Raw genomic sequence first — 14774 nt, 5'->3', positions numbered from 1 at the left:
AAAAAGTACCCCGTCCGGATTCTTCCGGACGGGGTACTTTTTTGGGTGGATGGCTAGCCGATCACCAGCAGCAAGTCGCCGCCTTGGACCTGCTCAACCGAGGAAATGGCGAGGCGGGAGACCGTGCCGGCCACCGGCGTCGTGATGGACGCTTCCATCTTCATCGCCTCAATGGTGGCAACGGTGTCGCCGGCGTTGACAACATCGCCCACCTTGACCGTCACCGTAACTGCACCGGCAAACGGGGCGGCAACCTGGCCGGGCTGTGCCGTATCCGCTTTCTCTGCTGCCTTGACGTTGCTGACCACCGAACGGTCACGAACAACAACGGGCCTGGACTGGCCATTGAGCGTGCACATTACGGTGCGCATGCCCTTCTCGTCGGCCTCGGAGACAGCCTCAAGCTGGGCAATGAGGCGAACACCCTTCTCCAGCTCGATGACGTGCTCTGCGCCCTGCTGGAGACCGTACAGGTAGTCGCGGGTGTCCAGCACGGAGATGTTCCCGTAAGTGTCAACGCTCTTCAGGTAGTCCTTGGTGGGTCCTGCGAAGAGCAAACGGTTCAGCGTGTGCTGGCGCGTCTTGGAGTCACCCTTGAGCGCTGCACTGTCCTCAGCGCTGATCTCGACGTCGCGCACCTTGACGCTGCGGCCTTGAAGGGCCTTGGTGCGGAACGGCTCAGGCCAGCCTCCGGGGGGATCACCGAGTTCACCGGACAGGAAGCCGATGACGGAGTCCGGGATGTCGTAGTTCTGCGGGTTCTCGTTGAAGTCCGCGGGATCGGCGTTGAGTCCTACGAGGTGCAAGGCGAGATCGCCTACCACCTTGGAGGATGGAGTGACCTTCACCAGGCGTCCCAGAATACGGTCAGCTGCCGTGTACATGTCCTCGATGGCCTCAAACTGTTCCCCAAGGCCCAAGGCGATGGCCTGCTGGCGAAGGTTTGACAGCTGGCCGCCGGGGATTTCGTGCTGGTAGACGCGGCCAGTGGGACCCGGAAGACCGGATTCGAAGGGGGCATAGACGCGACGGACGGCTTCCCAGTAAGGCTCAAGGGCACCGACGTTGGCCAGGCTGAGCCCGGTATCGCGGGGTGTGTTGGCCAATGCAGCGACCAGCGCCGATGCGGCGGGCTGGCTTGTGGTGCCGGCCAGGGATGCAGATGCCACGTCAACGGCATCCACGCCAGCCTCGACAGCAGCCAGCAGTGTGGCAAGCTGGCCACCCGCGGTGTCGTGGGTGTGCACGTGCACCGGCAGGTCGAAGCGCTCACGCAGGGCAGAAACCAGCTTCGCGGCAGCAGCCGGACGCAGGAGACCTGCCATGTCCTTGATGGCGAGGATGTGTGCACCGGCGTCGACGATCTTCTGGGCGAGGTCCAGGTAGTAGTCGAGGGTGTAGAGGTCCTCGTTCGGGTCCAGGAGGTTGCCTGTGTAGCAAAGAGCCACCTCAGCGACGGCCGTCCCCGTTGCACGCACGGCCCGGATGGCGGGGGCCATCTGGTTGACGTCGTTGAGAGCGTCAAAGATTCGGAAGATGTCGATGCCCGTAGCGGCAGCCTCGTTAACGAAGGCCTCTGTCACTTCTTCCGGGTACGGAGTGTAGCCCACGGTGTTACGTCCCCGGAGCAGCATCTGTATACAGGTGTTCGGCAACGCCTTGCGCAATGCAGCCAGACGGTCCCACGGGTCCTCACCCAGGAAGCGGAGTGCGACGTCGTAAGTTGCACCGCCCCAGGCCTCCACGGAAAGCAGCTCGGGCATGAGTGCCGTCACGGCCGGACCGGCGGCCACGAGGTCGCGGGTGCGCACTCGTGTTGCCAGCAGGGACTGGTGCGCGTCGCGGAACGTGGTGTCCGTGACAGCCAGCGCCTGCTGCTCACGGAGTGCCTTGGCAAAGCCCTCCGGTCCAAGTTCGATCAACTTTTGGCGCGAACCCGACGTAGGAACCGGGCCGTCGATCGCCGGCAGCTTGCTGGCAGGGTCCGAATGGACAGCGAGCTCGCCGTTGGGCTTGTTGACGGTGACTTCAGCCAACCAGGTGAGCAACTTGGTGCCACGGTCTGCGGAGATGTGCGACTTCAGCAGTTCAGGGCGCTTGTCAATGAAGTCCGTGGCCACGTTTCCGGCGTTGAAGTCCGGATCCGCGAGAACAGCCTGCAGGAATGGAATGTTGGTGGACACGCCACGGATACGGAACTCAGCCAAACCACGACGCGCGCGGGCTACAGCCGCAGGGTAGTCGCGGCCCCGGCAGGTCAACTTCACCAGCATGGAATCGAAGTGCGGGCTGATCTCGGCACCCGAGTAGACCGTACCGCCGTCGAGCCTGACACCGGCGCCACCGGCGGAACGGTAGCCGGTGATCTTTCCCACGTCAGGACGGAATCCGTTGGACGGGTCTTCGGTGGTGATGCGGCACTGCAGGGCAGCACCCTTGATGGACACCGAATCCTGGCTCAGCCCCAGGTCCGCAAGGGTTTCGCCTGACGCGATCCGCATCTGGGCCTGCACGAGGTCAACATCGGTGATTTCCTCTGTGACGGTGTGCTCCACCTGGATGCGGGGGTTCATCTCGATGAAGACGTGCTGGCCGGCCCTCTCCCCCTCCGTGTCCACCAGGAACTCCACCGTTCCGGCGTTGACATAGTTCAAGGCCTTCGCGAATGCCACGGCGTCGCGGTAAAGAGCCTGGCGGATGTTCTCATCCAGGTTCGGTGCGGGTGCGATTTCCACCACTTTCTGGTGGCGGCGCTGCAGCGAACAGTCACGCTCGAAGAGGTGCATGACGTTGCCTTCGGCATCGGCCAGGATCTGCACTTCGATGTGGCGGGGACGCAGAACTGCCTGCTCAAGGAACATGGTGGGGTCGCCAAAAGCTGCGTCAGCTTCGCGCATGGCGGACTGCAATGCTTCGGGGAGGGCTTCGCGCGTCTCCACACGACGCATTCCACGGCCACCACCGCCGGCAACGGCCTTGGCGAAGATGGGGAAGCCGATCTCGTCGGCGGCAGCGATGAGCTCGTCAAGGTCCTTGGAGGGCTTGCTCGACTTCAAGACCGGAACGCCGGCCTTCCGCGCGGCTTCCAGGGCGGCAACCTTGTTACCTGCGAGCTCAAGGACCTCCGCAGGCGGACCCACGAAAGTAATTCCCGCTGCCTTCGCAGCACGCGCGAGGTCCGGGTTCTCGGAGAGGAAGCCATAGCCGGGATAAATGGCGTCAGCGCCGGCTTCTTTGGCGACGCGGACAACCTCCTCAACGTCCAGGTAGGCGCGGACGGGATGGCCCACCTCGCCGATCAGGTAAGCTTCGTCGGCCTTCTGCCGGTGGATCGAGTTACGGTCCTCATGCGGAAAGACGGCTACGGTCTTGGCGCCCAGTTCATAACCAGCGCGAAACGCCCTGATCGCGATTTCGCCGCGATTGGCCACCAGAATTTTCGAAAACATACTTCTCCTGCATCATTGCGGGTGGATCGGTCGGTGGTCACAGTGTGTAGTGCCGCCAGCATCAAACACAAATCTTTGTGGCAACCATCACAAAGGAATCGTCATCTGCGCTGTATATGCGTGCGCGCGATCCGGCCGCATGCTATTGCCGCCGCTTATCCCAAGCGGCCTGGCGCGTAGAAAGCGGGAATCAACCGCGATGCACCATATGATGTTCAAGGGGCTTCGGCAAGCCCCGGCTCCGGCGCTTCCGGAGCGAATCAGCGCGACACGGCAACCGGCGTTAGGTTTTGGGTTTTCAAGTGCAAGTAGTCAGCATCAGCAGCCTCAAGGGTGGAGTGGGAAAGACGTCCGTGACCACCGGTCTGGCGTCAGCGGCCCTCGCAGCCGGCATTCGCACGTTGGTGGTGGATCTCGATCCACACGCCGACGCCACCACGGCACTTGGCGTCCAGCCAGGCGGGCAACTCGACATCGGCCGAATGCTGAAAAGCCCCCGAAAAGCCAACCTCGCCGGCAATGTGGCCGGCAGCTCCTGGGTTACCAACGGATCGATCAGCGGCACCTTGGACGTCGCAGTGGGTTCGGCCTTCACTGGAATCTATGATCGGCCGGATCTGGGCCGACGTGACCTTCGCAGGCTGTCCGCCGTCCTGGCAGGCACCACCAACTACGAACTCGTCCTCGTCGACTGCCCTCCGTCCCTCAACGGACTGACGCGCATGGCTTGGAGCGCGAGCGATCGCGTAGTCCTCGTCGCGGAGCCCGGGCTCTTCTCAGTGGCCGGCACGGAGCGCACCATGAGGGCCATTCAATTGTTCCGGCAGGAGTTCGCTCCAAACCTGGCCCCGGCAGGGATCGTAGCCAACCGGGTGCGCACCGGGTCCGCGGAGCACACCTTCCGCTTGACTGAAATGGAATCCATGTTCGGCGAGTTGCTCCTGACGCCGCACATTCCGGAGCAGGCCAATTGGCAGCAGATCCAGGGTGCAGCACATTCGGTCCACCACTGGCCCGGAGACTCTGCCAAGAACGCTGCCAAACTCTTTGACGCCCTCCTTGAGAACCTCCTCGCTGGAAAGTCTCCGACGCGGGACCGCCGACAGCGCTGAGCGCGTCCGCCTCAGCACGCTAAACAAAAAGAAGGCCTCGCCCCCACAGGGACGAGGCCTTCTTTTGGCTGAATTCAGGGGTCCGGAGTGTTTAGCCGATTCGGCGCGCGACGCGGCGTTTGCTCAATTCGTCGTCGGGAAAGGACTGCTCCACGGCATGCTCGCTCGGAAGCGCGGCCAGGCTTCCCTCAACTTCCCGCCATACGCGCCCGACGGCGATGCCGAAGACGCCCTGTCCGCCCTGGACGAGGTCGATGACCTCATCAGCGGATGTACACTCGTAGACGCTCGCGCCATCGCTCATCAGCGTGATCTGCGCCAGGTCCTCGACGCCCCTCTCGCGAAGGTGTTCGACTGCACTGCGGATCTGTTGGAGGGAGACGCCCGTATCGAGGAGGCGCTTGACTACCTTCAGGACAAGGATGTCCCGGAAGCCGTAGAGACGTTGGGAACCGGAGCCCGCAGCGCCACGGACAGCAGGCTCAACCAAGCCCGTACGTGCCCAGTAGTCGAGTTGGCGGTAGGTGATGCCTGCAGCTTTGCATGCAGTGGGACCGCGGTAGCCCGCGTCCTCGTCCAGCACGGGAAGGTCCTCCGTGAAGAGCAAACCTTGGGCGCCGGATGCGGGCGCAGCAATGCCGGCAGAGGACTGCTTCAGCTCGCCTGCTTCGCCTTTCGGACTCACGTGACCTCCTTGTTCTCAGTTCCCTTGGGGACGGTGCATACTCTGATACAACGGCGAAATGCAGCAGTGTAATTCCCGCAAGTCCGCACCTTCCAGTGTGACTTGCGGCGGCAGTGTATGCAACGGGAACTTGATAACTTCGACGTTAGGCCCGAGAGGGGCCGAGGTCAAAGACCTTGGCTCCAAAATCCTGTCGTGTCGAAAGTTTCACCCTCAACTTTAGACTTAGGGTGGCTCAGCCTTCGAAATCTTCCGGTTCCACGTCATCAAGGAACTCACGGAAGCGACGCATCTCGCGTTCTTCGTCCACTGCGGGATCCGGTTCCGAGTCTTCGCCTTCATCGTGCTCAGTGATGCGGACACCGGCTTCTTCCATGACCGCATCGGCGCACCAGATACGGCATTTGGCTCTCAATGCCAAAGCCAATGCATCCGAAGCCCTTGAACTTACTACCGTGCCGTCGTCGAACTGCAGCTGCCCATAGAAGATGTTGTCCTCCACGGCCACAATGTTCACGCTGATGATGGAGTGGCCCAAGGATTCGACAACATCAACCAAGAGGTCGTGCGTCATAGGCCGGGGCGGGACAACGCCCTGCTGCGCCAAGGCAATGGCGCTGGCTTCAGGAGTCCCGATCCAGATCGGAACATGCCGTTCACCGTTGATCTCCCGGAGGAGTACCAGCGGCTGGTTGGACGGCAGTTCGATCCGGACACCGACGATTTCGACTTCGATCATCAGCTGTCCATCCGGGAGATACGGTCGTGCACCAAGGCCCTGTGCAGGGTTAGGCAGAGATCACTGATCTCACGGGCAGCCTCGGCGGCACGAGCCTGCGACGCCGCGTCCCGCCGCGATGTCAACGGCGCAACGGCCCTTTCTACCAAGCCGAACTCCCGTTCAGCTGCGGCCTGGAAGGGACGAAGATGCCGGGGCTCGAGGCCGTGTCCTTCCAGTTGGACACATGCCCTCGCTACCTGGAGTGCGTGTTCGTCAAATTTGCCGCCAACGTGGGTGATCAGTCCAAAACTCAACAGGGACTCAAGCAGGGGGACGCTGGCACCCGACTCGGCACGCAGCTGCTCTTCAGTGAGCGCGCGGGCCCGCCCTTGCACTTCGGCTGCCATTTCCGCCGATACCACCCTGGGAGACACCGTGACACCCGGAGGGAGATTCTCCGGCCTCTCACCGCGGTCGATGGCATCGAGATAATCCTTGATGACCTTCAGCGGCAGGTACTGATCACGCTGAAGAGCGAGGACAAAACGGAGCCGCTCAACGTCGCTGTCCGAGTACTGCCGGTAACCGGCAGGAGTCCTCTTCGGGTTGATGAGGCCTTTTTCCTCCAGGAAACGGATCTTGGACGCCGTCATACCAGGAAAGTCGTCGCTCAGCTGGGCAAGGACTTCCCCGATATTCAGGACCTGCGGTCCGCGACGGTCCTGCTGGGCCATAGCCACAGGCAGATACCCCGTCAGACTTGGCCTGCTGCGCGAACAGGGCTCATGTAGTAGGTCAACCGGAACTTGCCGATCTGTACCTCGTTGCCGCTCTTCAGGTGCACGCGGTCCACGCGGTCGTGGTTGACATACGTTCCATTGAGGCTTCCCATGTCCACCAGCTCGAAGCCGGACGCCGTCCGGATGAACTGAACATGCTTGCGGGACACCGTGACGTCATCGAGGAAGATGTCGGCATCCGGGTGCCGGCCAGCAGTAGTGGTGTCCGCGTCCAGCAGGAAACGAGCGCCTGCGTTGGGACCACTGTGCGCAATGAGCAAAGCCGAGTTCGGCGGAAGTGCGTCTACGGATGCACGCTCTTCAGGAGCCAACTTGGGGGCAATGCTTGGCTCGTCCCACGTTGGCGTGATGCTGATCGAGGTGGTCTCCGACGTCGGCTGTTCCTCCGCGCCGTTCCCGACATTGGCTTGATTCTGTTCGCCGCCAACCATGGAATTTCCTCCTCATCCGCCGGCAGTTCGAAACCCTGCCGGCCACTTCCGCATCCCGGTACCGCCGGGCAAATCGGTTGCTGGCCCGCCGTCCCGCTTTCCCGGTTATGGGAAAGCGGCCTGACGGGCCAGATAACTTTAGCCTACCTGTTGTTCGTACTCCGATGCACTGAGCAGGGAATCCACTGCATCAGCTTCTGCCAGCTTTACTTCAATTAGCCATCCCTCGCCGTACGGGTCCGAGTTAATAAGGGCCGGATCGGTGTCCAAGGCGTCATTTCGGTTGGTGACTTCACCAGTCACCGGAGCGTAGATATCACTAACACTCTTGGTGGACTCCACCTCGCCAACAACTTCGTTGCCGGTGACCTTCGTCCCCGGCTCAGGCATCTGGGCGTAGACAACATCACCCAAGGCGTCCTGTGCGAAGTCGGTGATGCCAATACGCACTACGCCGTCTGCATCAGGAGCGGTAACCCATTCGTGTTCTGCGGTATAGGAAAGTTCTTCCGGAATATTGCTCACTGGTGGCCTTTCATCGGGACATTTACGAACCTCGACGGCGGCCTTGCTGATGGCCACCGCTGAAAGTATAGGCACATTTCCCCTGCACCTGATGGGGTCTCTGCCATGATTGACCCATGACCGAACAAGCACAAGTACCAGCTCGGAAAAAGCGCAATTGGGGCGTAAAAATAATCCTGATCCTGGTGGCAGTACTTGTCGCCGTGGCCGCCTACTTCATCCTCGGGGCAATCCTTCCCCGCTGGTGGTCCGATGTCATCGCGGGACAGATCCGGCGCGACCTGGGAGCCAGCGTCCTGGTGGGAATGTTCTACGGCTTCGTCTTCACGTTCATTCCGCTCCTCGTAGCGTGGCAGGCCACCCGTAAGGCGGTGTCTTGGCCATGGAAAATCGTTATTGTCCTGGTTGCCGTCGCTATCGCCACACCCAACCTGCTCACCGCCGGGATCGTCTTCGGCAGCACGGAGTCAGCCCACGCCGGCCAGAGGACCTTAAGCGTGGATGCAGGATTCTTCACAACCTGGACAGCCATCTCCGCTGTTACCGCCGTGGTGGTCTTCATTGCAGTCACAATTCTGTGGGCGCTGTGGCGCCGCCGGGGCAAGCAAATGAAAGTGCTCAGGCAAGCAGAGAACCAACGCGTCAGAGCTGGCAAGAGCGCCGAAGCAGAAGCGCAGGACACCACACCCAGCGCCTAGGACGCAGGAAGCCCGCCATGGGATATCCATGGCGGGCTTCTTCGTGTTGGGGCCTTGCTTTGTAGTCCAGCGTCAGGCGACGGGGGCCTCACGTGGTTCGCGTTCGACGTCGGAAGTTACAGCAGGTGCCGCCACTCCCCTGCGCTTTGCTGCTGCAGCCGCCGCCAGCATGACCAGCAGCGCGGCAACCGTAATTCCGGCTCCAGCCCAGATGGGCGAGGTGTAGCCGAGCCCTGCCGTGATGGTTACGCCACCGAGCCAGGCCCCGAGTGCGTTGCCGAGGTTGAAAGCGCCGATGTTCGCGCCTGATGCGAGCGTTGGCGCCGTGGAAGCAAAGTGCATCACGCGCATCTGGAGGCCTGGTACGGTGGCGAATCCGAAGCCGCCCATGAGCGCCAGTGACACCAAGGTGGCGATGCTATTGGAAGCGGTGAGGGCGAAAAAGACCAGCACCGCCACCAGCCCGACAAGGATGACAATGAGTGTCATGTCCAGGGCTTTGTCGGCGGCCTTGCCACCGAGGAAGTTGCCAACGAACAGGCCGCCACCAAAGAGCACCAAGAGCCACGGCACGGCGCCGGATTCGAATCCTGACACCTCGGTGAGGGTGAAAGCAATGTAGGTGAAGGCACCGAACATGCCGCCGAACCCGAGGATGGTCACCGTGATGGAGAGCCAGACCTGACCGGACTTGAACGCGCCCAGCTCGCTGCGGAGACCCTTGGTGGGTTCCACGCTGGCCTTGGGGACCATCAGGGCAATGCCGATCAGTGCCACAACACCGATGACGGTGATCGCCCAGAAGGTTGAGCGCCAGCCGAAGTTTTGGCCCAGCAGCGTTCCGAAGGGAACACCAAGGACGTTGGCCGCAGTGAGGCCAGTGAACATGATGGCAATGGCCCCCGCTTTCCTGTGTGCGGGCACCAGGCTGGCGGCAACCACGGAACCGATGCCGAAGAACGCTCCGTGGCAGAGCGCTGCGATGATGCGGCCGATCATCATTGCCGCGTAGCTGTCGGCTATTGCGGACAGGAAGTTGCCGGCGATGAACAGTACAAGCAGTCCGATGAGAACCGGCTTTCGCGGCAGCCTGGTGACTGCAGCCGTCACCAGAAGTGCACCAACGGTGACGCTGAGCGCGTAGCCGGAGATGAACCAGCCGGCCGAGGCCTCGCTGACCTGGAAGTCGGCAGCAACCTCAGGTAAGAGGCCCATGATCACGAACTCGGTCAGTCCAATACCGAATCCGCCGAGGGCAAGGGCAATCAACCCTGCGGGCATGTGGTGCTCCTTAAAAGTGCGGCCCCGACCAGAAAGTGGAAGTGCGTCGTCGGGAACCGTAGAATAATAGTTGCAGACGCTTTATATATAGTTGCACACGCTAGATACTTGCGCAAGCAACTACTTGTGACGCGTCCGGATCTACACCACGTCAAGGCAGGAGCACAGTAGACATGGGCATCAAGGATGACGCCGTAGAAGTACGGGCACAGGGTTGGCGAACCCTTGCCGCCCTGCACGGAAGCATAGAAGCCGAGCTGGAGAAGGCACTCCAGGCCTCCAGTGAGCTGTCGGTAGTGGAGTACACGGTGCTGGATGCGCTGAGTCGCCAGGACGGCTGGCACATGCGCATGCAGCAGCTGGCACGCGCCACTGCCCTGTCCAGCAGCGCTACCACCCGGCTGGTCAACCGGCTTGAGGACAGGGGTCTGCTCACCCGCATCCTGTGTGCCGACGACCGCCGCGGCATTTACACCGAGCTCACGGTACCCGGCCAGAAGCTCCTCGAGGCGGCCAAGCCTGTGCACGACCAGACCCTTGCCTCGGCCCTTGAGACGGCCGATTCCGTGCCGGAGCTGCAACCGCTGGTGAGGGCGCTCGGCGCGCTACAGAAGGTTTAGCCCGGTTCTGGTCTTGTTTGCATCCCCCGGCGTTCACGGCAGGGTGATGCAAACAAGATGGAGACCAAAGTTTCGTTAACGACCAAAGGCCGGAATCATCGTGTTTCCACGTGATTCCGGCCTCTATGGTCGGGCTGACAGGATTTGAACCTGCGACCCCTTGACCCCCAGTCAAGTGCGCTACCAAGCTGCGCTACAGCCCGCTGGTTCCACCGTTCTCCGCCTAAGTTTTCCTCCGAAGAGTCCCACCTAAGCAGTCCGGCCGAACCACCTCCAAAAGCTTACACGAAGTTGGAGGTTGGAGACGCCATCACAGCCAAAGTGCGCTGTGATGCCCGTCTCATTTAGCGCTTCTTGCCACGCTTCTCGCGCACGCGCATGTTGACCTCGATGGGCGTACCCTCGAAGCCGAACGTTTCGCGGAGGCGACGCGTGATAAAGCGACGGTATCCGGGATCCAGGAAGCCGGTGGTGAACAGCACGAACTTCGGCGGGCGGCTGGATGCCTGGGTGCCGAAGAGGATACGGGGCTGCTTTCCGCCACGGACCGGGTGCGGATGCGCTGCCACGAGTTCGCCCAGGAACGCGTTGAGGCGTCCGGTGGGGATACGGCGGTCCCAGCTCTCCAGCGCAATGTCCAGCGCGGGGACAAGGCGCTCCTTGTGCCAGCCGGTCTTGGCCGAGATATTCACGCGGGGTGCCCACTCCACGTGGGCAAGGTCCTGCTCGATTTCACGCTCCAGGTAACGGCGGCGCTCATCATCCAGGAGGTCCCACTTGTTGAACGCGAGCACCAGCGCACGGCCGGACTCAATGGCCAACTGCAGGATACGGACGTCCTGCTCGCTGAGGACCTCGTCGACGGCAAGAAGCACGACGGCGACCTCCGCCTTTTCGAGGGCGGCCTGCGTACGCAGGGAAGCGTAGAAGTCGGCGCCCTGTGCCATGTGCTGGCGGCGGCGGATGCCTGCGGTGTCCACGAAGCGCCACGTGCGGTCGCCAAGTTCGATGAATTCGTCAACCGGGTCACGGGTGGTGCCGGCCAGCGGATCCACCACAACGCGCTCCGACCCGGCAAGCTTGTTCAGCAGCGAGGACTTGCCGACGTTCGGACGACCGATCAAGGCGATACGGCGAGGGCCGCCGGAACGCTCCACGCCTTCCACCAGCGAGTACTCGGGCAGGGTGTCCATGACGTGGTCCAGGAGGTCGGCAACGCCACGGCCGTGCAGAGCCGAAACCGGGTACGGCTGGCCGAAGCCCAAGCCCCACAGTGCAGCGGAATCGGCCTCCTGTGCGAAGTCGTCCACCTTGTTGGCCACCATGATGACCGGCTTCTTGCTCTTGCGGAGCATCTTCATGACGCCCTCATCAGTAGCGGTTGCGCCAACGGCGGAGTCAACGACGAAAAGCACGGCGTCGGCAAGCTCAACGGCCATTTCGGCCTGCTCGGCCACGCGGGCGTGGATGCCCTTGGCATCATGCTCCCAGCCACCGGTGTCCACCAGGGTGAAGTTGCGGCCGTTCCAGCGCGCCGAGTACATGACGCGGTCGCGGGTAACGCCCGGGGTGTCCTCAACAACGGCTTCGCGGCGGCCAAGGATGCGGTTGACCAACGTTGACTTACCCACGTTCGGGCGGCCAATGATGGCCAAAACGGGGTCCAGCTTGAGGGGACCTTCATCGCCTTCATCGCCGTATTCGCCGCTGAGCAGCGCTGCATCTTCTTCGTCGAGTTCGTAATCGTCCAAGCCGGCCCGGAGGGTGGCTGCGCGGAGCTCGGCCTCGTCATCGTCCAGGGCCGCCAGGTTTTCCGCCACCTGGTCGGTGCCGGTGGGCGTGTATTCGTCGTCGCCGGCTCCGTGGAGGCCGGATTTTTGAGTCGTATCGCTCATTGCACTTTCCTTAGTGGTGGTCTGCCGGCGTCCCGGCTACTGCTGTATGGCGGTGCTGCGAAGTGGATTCACCGGGCGCAGGTTCCAGGGGAAGGCCCTGGCCTGTGGCCCGGATGGCGTCCTGGACGTGTTCGGCGAGGGCTTCACGGATCTCCGCAGCCGCCCTGTCCATTGAAACACGCCCGGGTTCGCCCTTCCGGCGCTTCACCGTAATGGGTTCGCCGAAGCTGACATGGAGCTTGCGGCGGGGTTTAGGGATATGGTCTCGATGCTCATCACCTTGGCGGGTTCCGAGGATGGCCACAGGGATGACGGTAGCTCCCGAGTTGAGGGCGAGCCATGCAACTCCATTGCTGATGCTTTCAGCAGAGCCGCTCCCCCGGGTACCTTCGGGAAGAATCCCTACGCAACGACCGGCGTCGAGCAATTTCTTGCCCACATGCAGGGCGGTGCGGTCACCGGAGCGGTCCACCGGAATCTGTCCGGATCCCCTCAGGACTGAGCCCAGGAAGCCCTTGAACATCTCCTTCTTAACGAGGATATGCATGGGGCGCGGCGACGCACCGAACATCACAGGCCCATCCAGGAAGCTGATGTGGTTCGCGGCAAATATCACCGGTCCGGCAGCGGGAACATTACTTTTGCCCACCACGATGGTCCGATAGATGACGTGATCCAGGAACCAACCAACCGGCCGGCTCCACATCTTGGTCCCTACAGAGGGGAGCTGATTCTCAGTCACCATAGATAACCTTGCTCACGATCGCCAAGGCGGTCTGGACGGTTTCCTCAAAGTTCAGGTCCGAAGAATCGAGTGTCACCACGCCGTCGGCCGCCTGGGTGAAGTTCACTACAGTTGAGTCCTTGGCGTCACGCTGGATTACCTGTGCATTGAGTTGTTCTTTGGTCTGCGTGCCGCCCAGCTGGATCCCACGACGCCGCATCCTCGCTTCCTCGCTGGCAGTCAACAGCATGCGGACCTCAGCATTGGGGACGACGACGGTGGTGATGTCGCGTCCCTCCACCACCATTCGGCGGTGGTGCTGATCGATCAGCTCGCGCTGGCGACGGATCAGCTCGGTGCGGGCACCGAGCGTCGTGGCGACAGCACTGACCGAGGACGAGATCAAGGGATCCCGGATTTCGTCCGTGATGTCCGTGCCATCAACTGCCACATACTCGGTGGCAGTAGTGGTGCTGATCTCCAGCGGCATCACTTTGGAAGCCTGTTCCACCGCAGCGCCGTCATGGAGGTCAACGCCGGTCTTGAGGCAGTACCACGTCAGCGCCCGGTACATTGCACCAGTATCCAGGTACGCCAGTTTCAAGCGCCGGGCAACTTCTTTGCTGACGCTGGACTTGCCGGACCCTGAAGGGCCGTCAATCGCGATCACGATCGGCTTGCCCGGACGGGCAACGGTTTCCGGGCCAAAGAATTCACGCGTCATTACTGGAGTACCCGCCATCCACGGTCAGTCAAAGCTTCAACAAGGAGGTCATGTTTGCTCGGAAGCACGGAAAGCTCCACCATGCCCACGTTCTGTCCCGACGAATGGTCGAGCCGAAGGTCTTCAAGGTTCACCCCGATCTCGCCGATCTCCGTGAGGAGGTGCGCGATCTGGCCAGGCTTGTCGTCCACCAGGATGGTGAGCCACGAGTACGCCTGGGGAGGTCCGCCGTGCTTGCCCGGGATCCGGGCCTGCCCTGCATTCCCCTCGCTGATCAGCTGGGCAAGGTCAAGCCGCGCACCGGGTGCAAGCGGTTCTTCCAAGGTACCGATCAAACGGTTCAGGTCCTCGCGCACACCGTGCAGGATGGACACCACCTTCTCCGCGTTGCCGCCCAGGATCTGTACCCAGAGCGTGGGATCGCTGGCTGCAATGCGGGTAGTGTCCCGAAGTCCGTTGCCAGCCAAGGAGAGGGCATGCAGTGGAGTGCCTTGCAAACGGCTCGCCAGAAGGGAAGACATGATCTGCGGCAGATGCGACACCAACGCCACGGCTTCGTCATGCTCGTCCGCGGTGAACTGGGAAACGATCGCTCCCAGATCCCCCGCAAGCGAACGTGCAGCCTGAAGCGCAGCATCCGACGTTTCTTCGGAAGGGCAAAGCACCCAGGGCATGGACGTGAAAAGCTCTCCCCTGGCCGCAACCGGGCCGGACTTCTCCCTGCCTGCCATGGGGTGGGTACCCACATAGCGGGCAAGGTCCCCGCCGCGTTCCCGCAACTGCGCCTGAATGGTGGCTTTGACGCTGGCAATATCGACCACGACGGCTGACGGGTAGTCCGCCAGTGCCTTCTGCACGACGTCCGCAGTAACATCCGGCGGAGCCGCGACCACTACCAACTGGGGTTCTTCATCCAACTCCCCCAACGGACGTCCCGCACCGATATCCACCGCGACCGCCTGGTTGGTGGGCGAAGGATCGAAGAGGAAAACCGGGACCCCGCGCCCGCGCAGGCCAAGGCCGATGCTGGCTCCAAGCAAGCCCGTACCGAGGACGACGACCGGGCCATCAAGATGGCCCCGGCCGTGCGTACCGAATGCCGACATGCC

The 14774-nt window shown here is 62.1% G+C and carries 14 protein-coding genes and 1 tRNA gene; 3 read left to right on the top strand and 12 right to left on the bottom strand.

Annotated features, from left to right (window positions below):
- Positions 1 to 53: 53 nt before the first annotated feature.
- Positions 54 to 3449 carry a pyruvate carboxylase gene (locus tag RIF72_RS08030; protein WP_309074304.1) on the bottom strand — a complete coding sequence of 1132 codons (3396 nt, stop codon included), beginning with the start codon at positions 3447 to 3449 and terminating at the stop codon, positions 54 to 56.
- Positions 3450 to 3751: 302 nt separating this feature from the next.
- Between RIF72_RS08030 and RIF72_RS08025 the strand changes: the two genes are divergently transcribed.
- The gene (locus tag RIF72_RS08025) at positions 3752 to 4561 is read left to right on the top strand and encodes a ParA family protein (RefSeq protein ID WP_309074303.1); all 810 of its coding nucleotides are present in this window, start codon (positions 3752 to 3754) and stop codon (positions 4559 to 4561) included.
- Between the two features lie 91 nt (positions 4562 to 4652).
- Here the strand turns inward: RIF72_RS08025 and RIF72_RS08020 are convergent, their stop codons facing one another.
- From RIF72_RS08020 to gcvH, 5 genes are all read right to left on the bottom strand, one after another.
- Positions 4653 to 5246: a MerR family transcriptional regulator gene (locus RIF72_RS08020; protein WP_309074302.1), complete on the bottom strand. Its 594-nt coding sequence runs from the start codon at positions 5244 to 5246 to the stop codon at positions 4653 to 4655.
- A 235-nt stretch (positions 5247 to 5481) separates the two neighbouring features.
- The gene (locus RIF72_RS08015; RefSeq protein WP_017200817.1) at positions 5482 to 5985 is read right to left on the bottom strand and encodes a bifunctional nuclease family protein; all 504 of its coding nucleotides are present in this window, start codon (positions 5983 to 5985) and stop codon (positions 5482 to 5484) included.
- Positions 5985 to 6701: a MerR family transcriptional regulator gene (locus RIF72_RS08010; RefSeq protein ID WP_178995005.1), complete on the bottom strand. Its 717-nt coding sequence runs from the start codon at positions 6699 to 6701 to the stop codon at positions 5985 to 5987. The genes RIF72_RS08015 and RIF72_RS08010 overlap by 1 nt, the downstream gene beginning before the upstream one ends.
- Before the next feature lie 20 nt (positions 6702 to 6721).
- Positions 6722 to 7198 (bottom strand): FHA domain-containing protein, encoded by a 477-nt coding sequence (locus RIF72_RS08005; RefSeq protein WP_309074301.1) that lies wholly within the window; start codon positions 7196 to 7198, stop codon positions 6722 to 6724.
- A 138-nt stretch (positions 7199 to 7336) separates the two neighbouring features.
- Entirely contained in the window at positions 7337 to 7723 is a 387-nt protein-coding gene (gene gcvH / locus RIF72_RS08000) for a glycine cleavage system protein GcvH (RefSeq protein ID WP_017200815.1), read from the bottom strand.
- 116 nt (positions 7724 to 7839) lie between these two features.
- Between gcvH and RIF72_RS07995 the strand changes: the two genes are divergently transcribed.
- Positions 7840 to 8421, top strand: coding sequence for a hypothetical protein (locus tag RIF72_RS07995; protein WP_309074300.1), 582 nt, complete (start codon positions 7840 to 7842; stop codon positions 8419 to 8421).
- A gap of 72 nt (positions 8422 to 8493) precedes the next feature.
- On the opposite strand, the gene RIF72_RS07990 is transcribed toward RIF72_RS07995, so the two are convergent.
- Positions 8494 to 9702, bottom strand: coding sequence for an MFS transporter (locus RIF72_RS07990; protein WP_309074299.1), 1209 nt, complete (start codon positions 9700 to 9702; stop codon positions 8494 to 8496).
- A gap of 173 nt (positions 9703 to 9875) precedes the next feature.
- Here RIF72_RS07990 and RIF72_RS07985 point away from each other — a divergent pair, with 173 nt between their 5' ends.
- A complete protein-coding gene (locus RIF72_RS07985; protein WP_309074298.1) occupies positions 9876 to 10322 on the top strand; it encodes a MarR family transcriptional regulator in 447 nt (148 codons plus the stop codon).
- A gap of 126 nt (positions 10323 to 10448) precedes the next feature.
- Here RIF72_RS07985 and RIF72_RS07980 read toward each other — a convergent pair.
- From RIF72_RS07980 to RIF72_RS07960, 5 genes are all read right to left on the bottom strand, one after another.
- Positions 10449 to 10525, bottom strand: a tRNA-Pro gene (locus tag RIF72_RS07980).
- A gap of 141 nt (positions 10526 to 10666) precedes the next feature.
- Positions 10667 to 12217: a ribosome biogenesis GTPase Der gene (gene der / locus RIF72_RS07975; protein WP_309074297.1), complete on the bottom strand. Its 1551-nt coding sequence runs from the start codon at positions 12215 to 12217 to the stop codon at positions 10667 to 10669.
- 10 nt (positions 12218 to 12227) lie between these two features.
- Entirely contained in the window at positions 12228 to 12923 is a 696-nt protein-coding gene (locus RIF72_RS07970) for a lysophospholipid acyltransferase family protein (RefSeq protein ID WP_309074391.1), read from the bottom strand.
- A 28-nt stretch (positions 12924 to 12951) separates the two neighbouring features.
- Positions 12952 to 13665: a (d)CMP kinase gene (gene cmk, locus RIF72_RS07965; protein ID WP_309074296.1), complete on the bottom strand. Its 714-nt coding sequence runs from the start codon at positions 13663 to 13665 to the stop codon at positions 12952 to 12954.
- Complete coding sequence (locus tag RIF72_RS07960) at positions 13665 to 14771, bottom strand: prephenate dehydrogenase (RefSeq protein WP_309074295.1); 1107 nt, start codon at positions 14769 to 14771, stop codon at positions 13665 to 13667. The genes cmk and RIF72_RS07960 overlap by 1 nt, the downstream gene beginning before the upstream one ends.
- Positions 14772 to 14774 lie beyond the last annotated feature (3 nt).

It is taken from the genome of Paenarthrobacter sp. (assembly GCF_031180005.1).
Lineage (GTDB): Bacteria > Actinomycetota > Actinomycetes > Actinomycetales > Micrococcaceae > Arthrobacter.
The sequence above is the reverse complement of the archived record's forward strand: the minus strand, read 5'-3'. Positions and strand labels throughout refer to the sequence as shown.

Bases quoted from the DNA above. Each gene is read 5' to 3' on its own strand.
- RIF72_RS08030 (WP_309074304.1), bottom strand. From the start codon at position 3,449: ATGTTTTCGAAAATTCTGGTGGCCAATCGCGGCGAAATCGCGATCAGG.
- RIF72_RS08015 (WP_017200817.1), bottom strand. From the start codon at position 5,985: ATGATCGAAGTCGAAATCGTCGGTGTCCGGATCGAACTGCCGTCCAAC.
- RIF72_RS08010 (WP_178995005.1), bottom strand. From the start codon at position 6,701: ATGGCCCAGCAGGACCGTCGCGGACCGCAGGTCCTGAATATCGGGGAA.
- RIF72_RS08005 (WP_309074301.1), bottom strand. From the start codon at position 7,198: ATGGTTGGCGGCGAACAGAATCAAGCCAATGTCGGGAACGGCGCGGAG.
- RIF72_RS07995 (WP_309074300.1), top strand. From the start codon at position 7,840: ATGACCGAACAAGCACAAGTACCAGCTCGGAAAAAGCGCAATTGGGGC.
- RIF72_RS07990 (WP_309074299.1), bottom strand. From the start codon at position 9,702: ATGCCCGCAGGGTTGATTGCCCTTGCCCTCGGCGGATTCGGTATTGGA.
- RIF72_RS07985 (WP_309074298.1), top strand. From the start codon at position 9,876: ATGGGCATCAAGGATGACGCCGTAGAAGTACGGGCACAGGGTTGGCGA.
- der (WP_309074297.1), bottom strand. From the start codon at position 12,217: ATGAGCGATACGACTCAAAAATCCGGCCTCCACGGAGCCGGCGACGAC.
- RIF72_RS07970 (WP_309074391.1), bottom strand. From the start codon at position 12,923: ATGTGGAGCCGGCCGGTTGGTTGGTTCCTGGATCACGTCATCTATCGG.
- cmk (WP_309074296.1), bottom strand. From the start codon at position 13,665: ATGACGCGTGAATTCTTTGGCCCGGAAACCGTTGCCCGTCCGGGCAAG.
- RIF72_RS07960 (WP_309074295.1), bottom strand. From the start codon at position 14,771: ATGTCGGCATTCGGTACGCACGGCCGGGGCCATCTTGATGGCCCGGTC.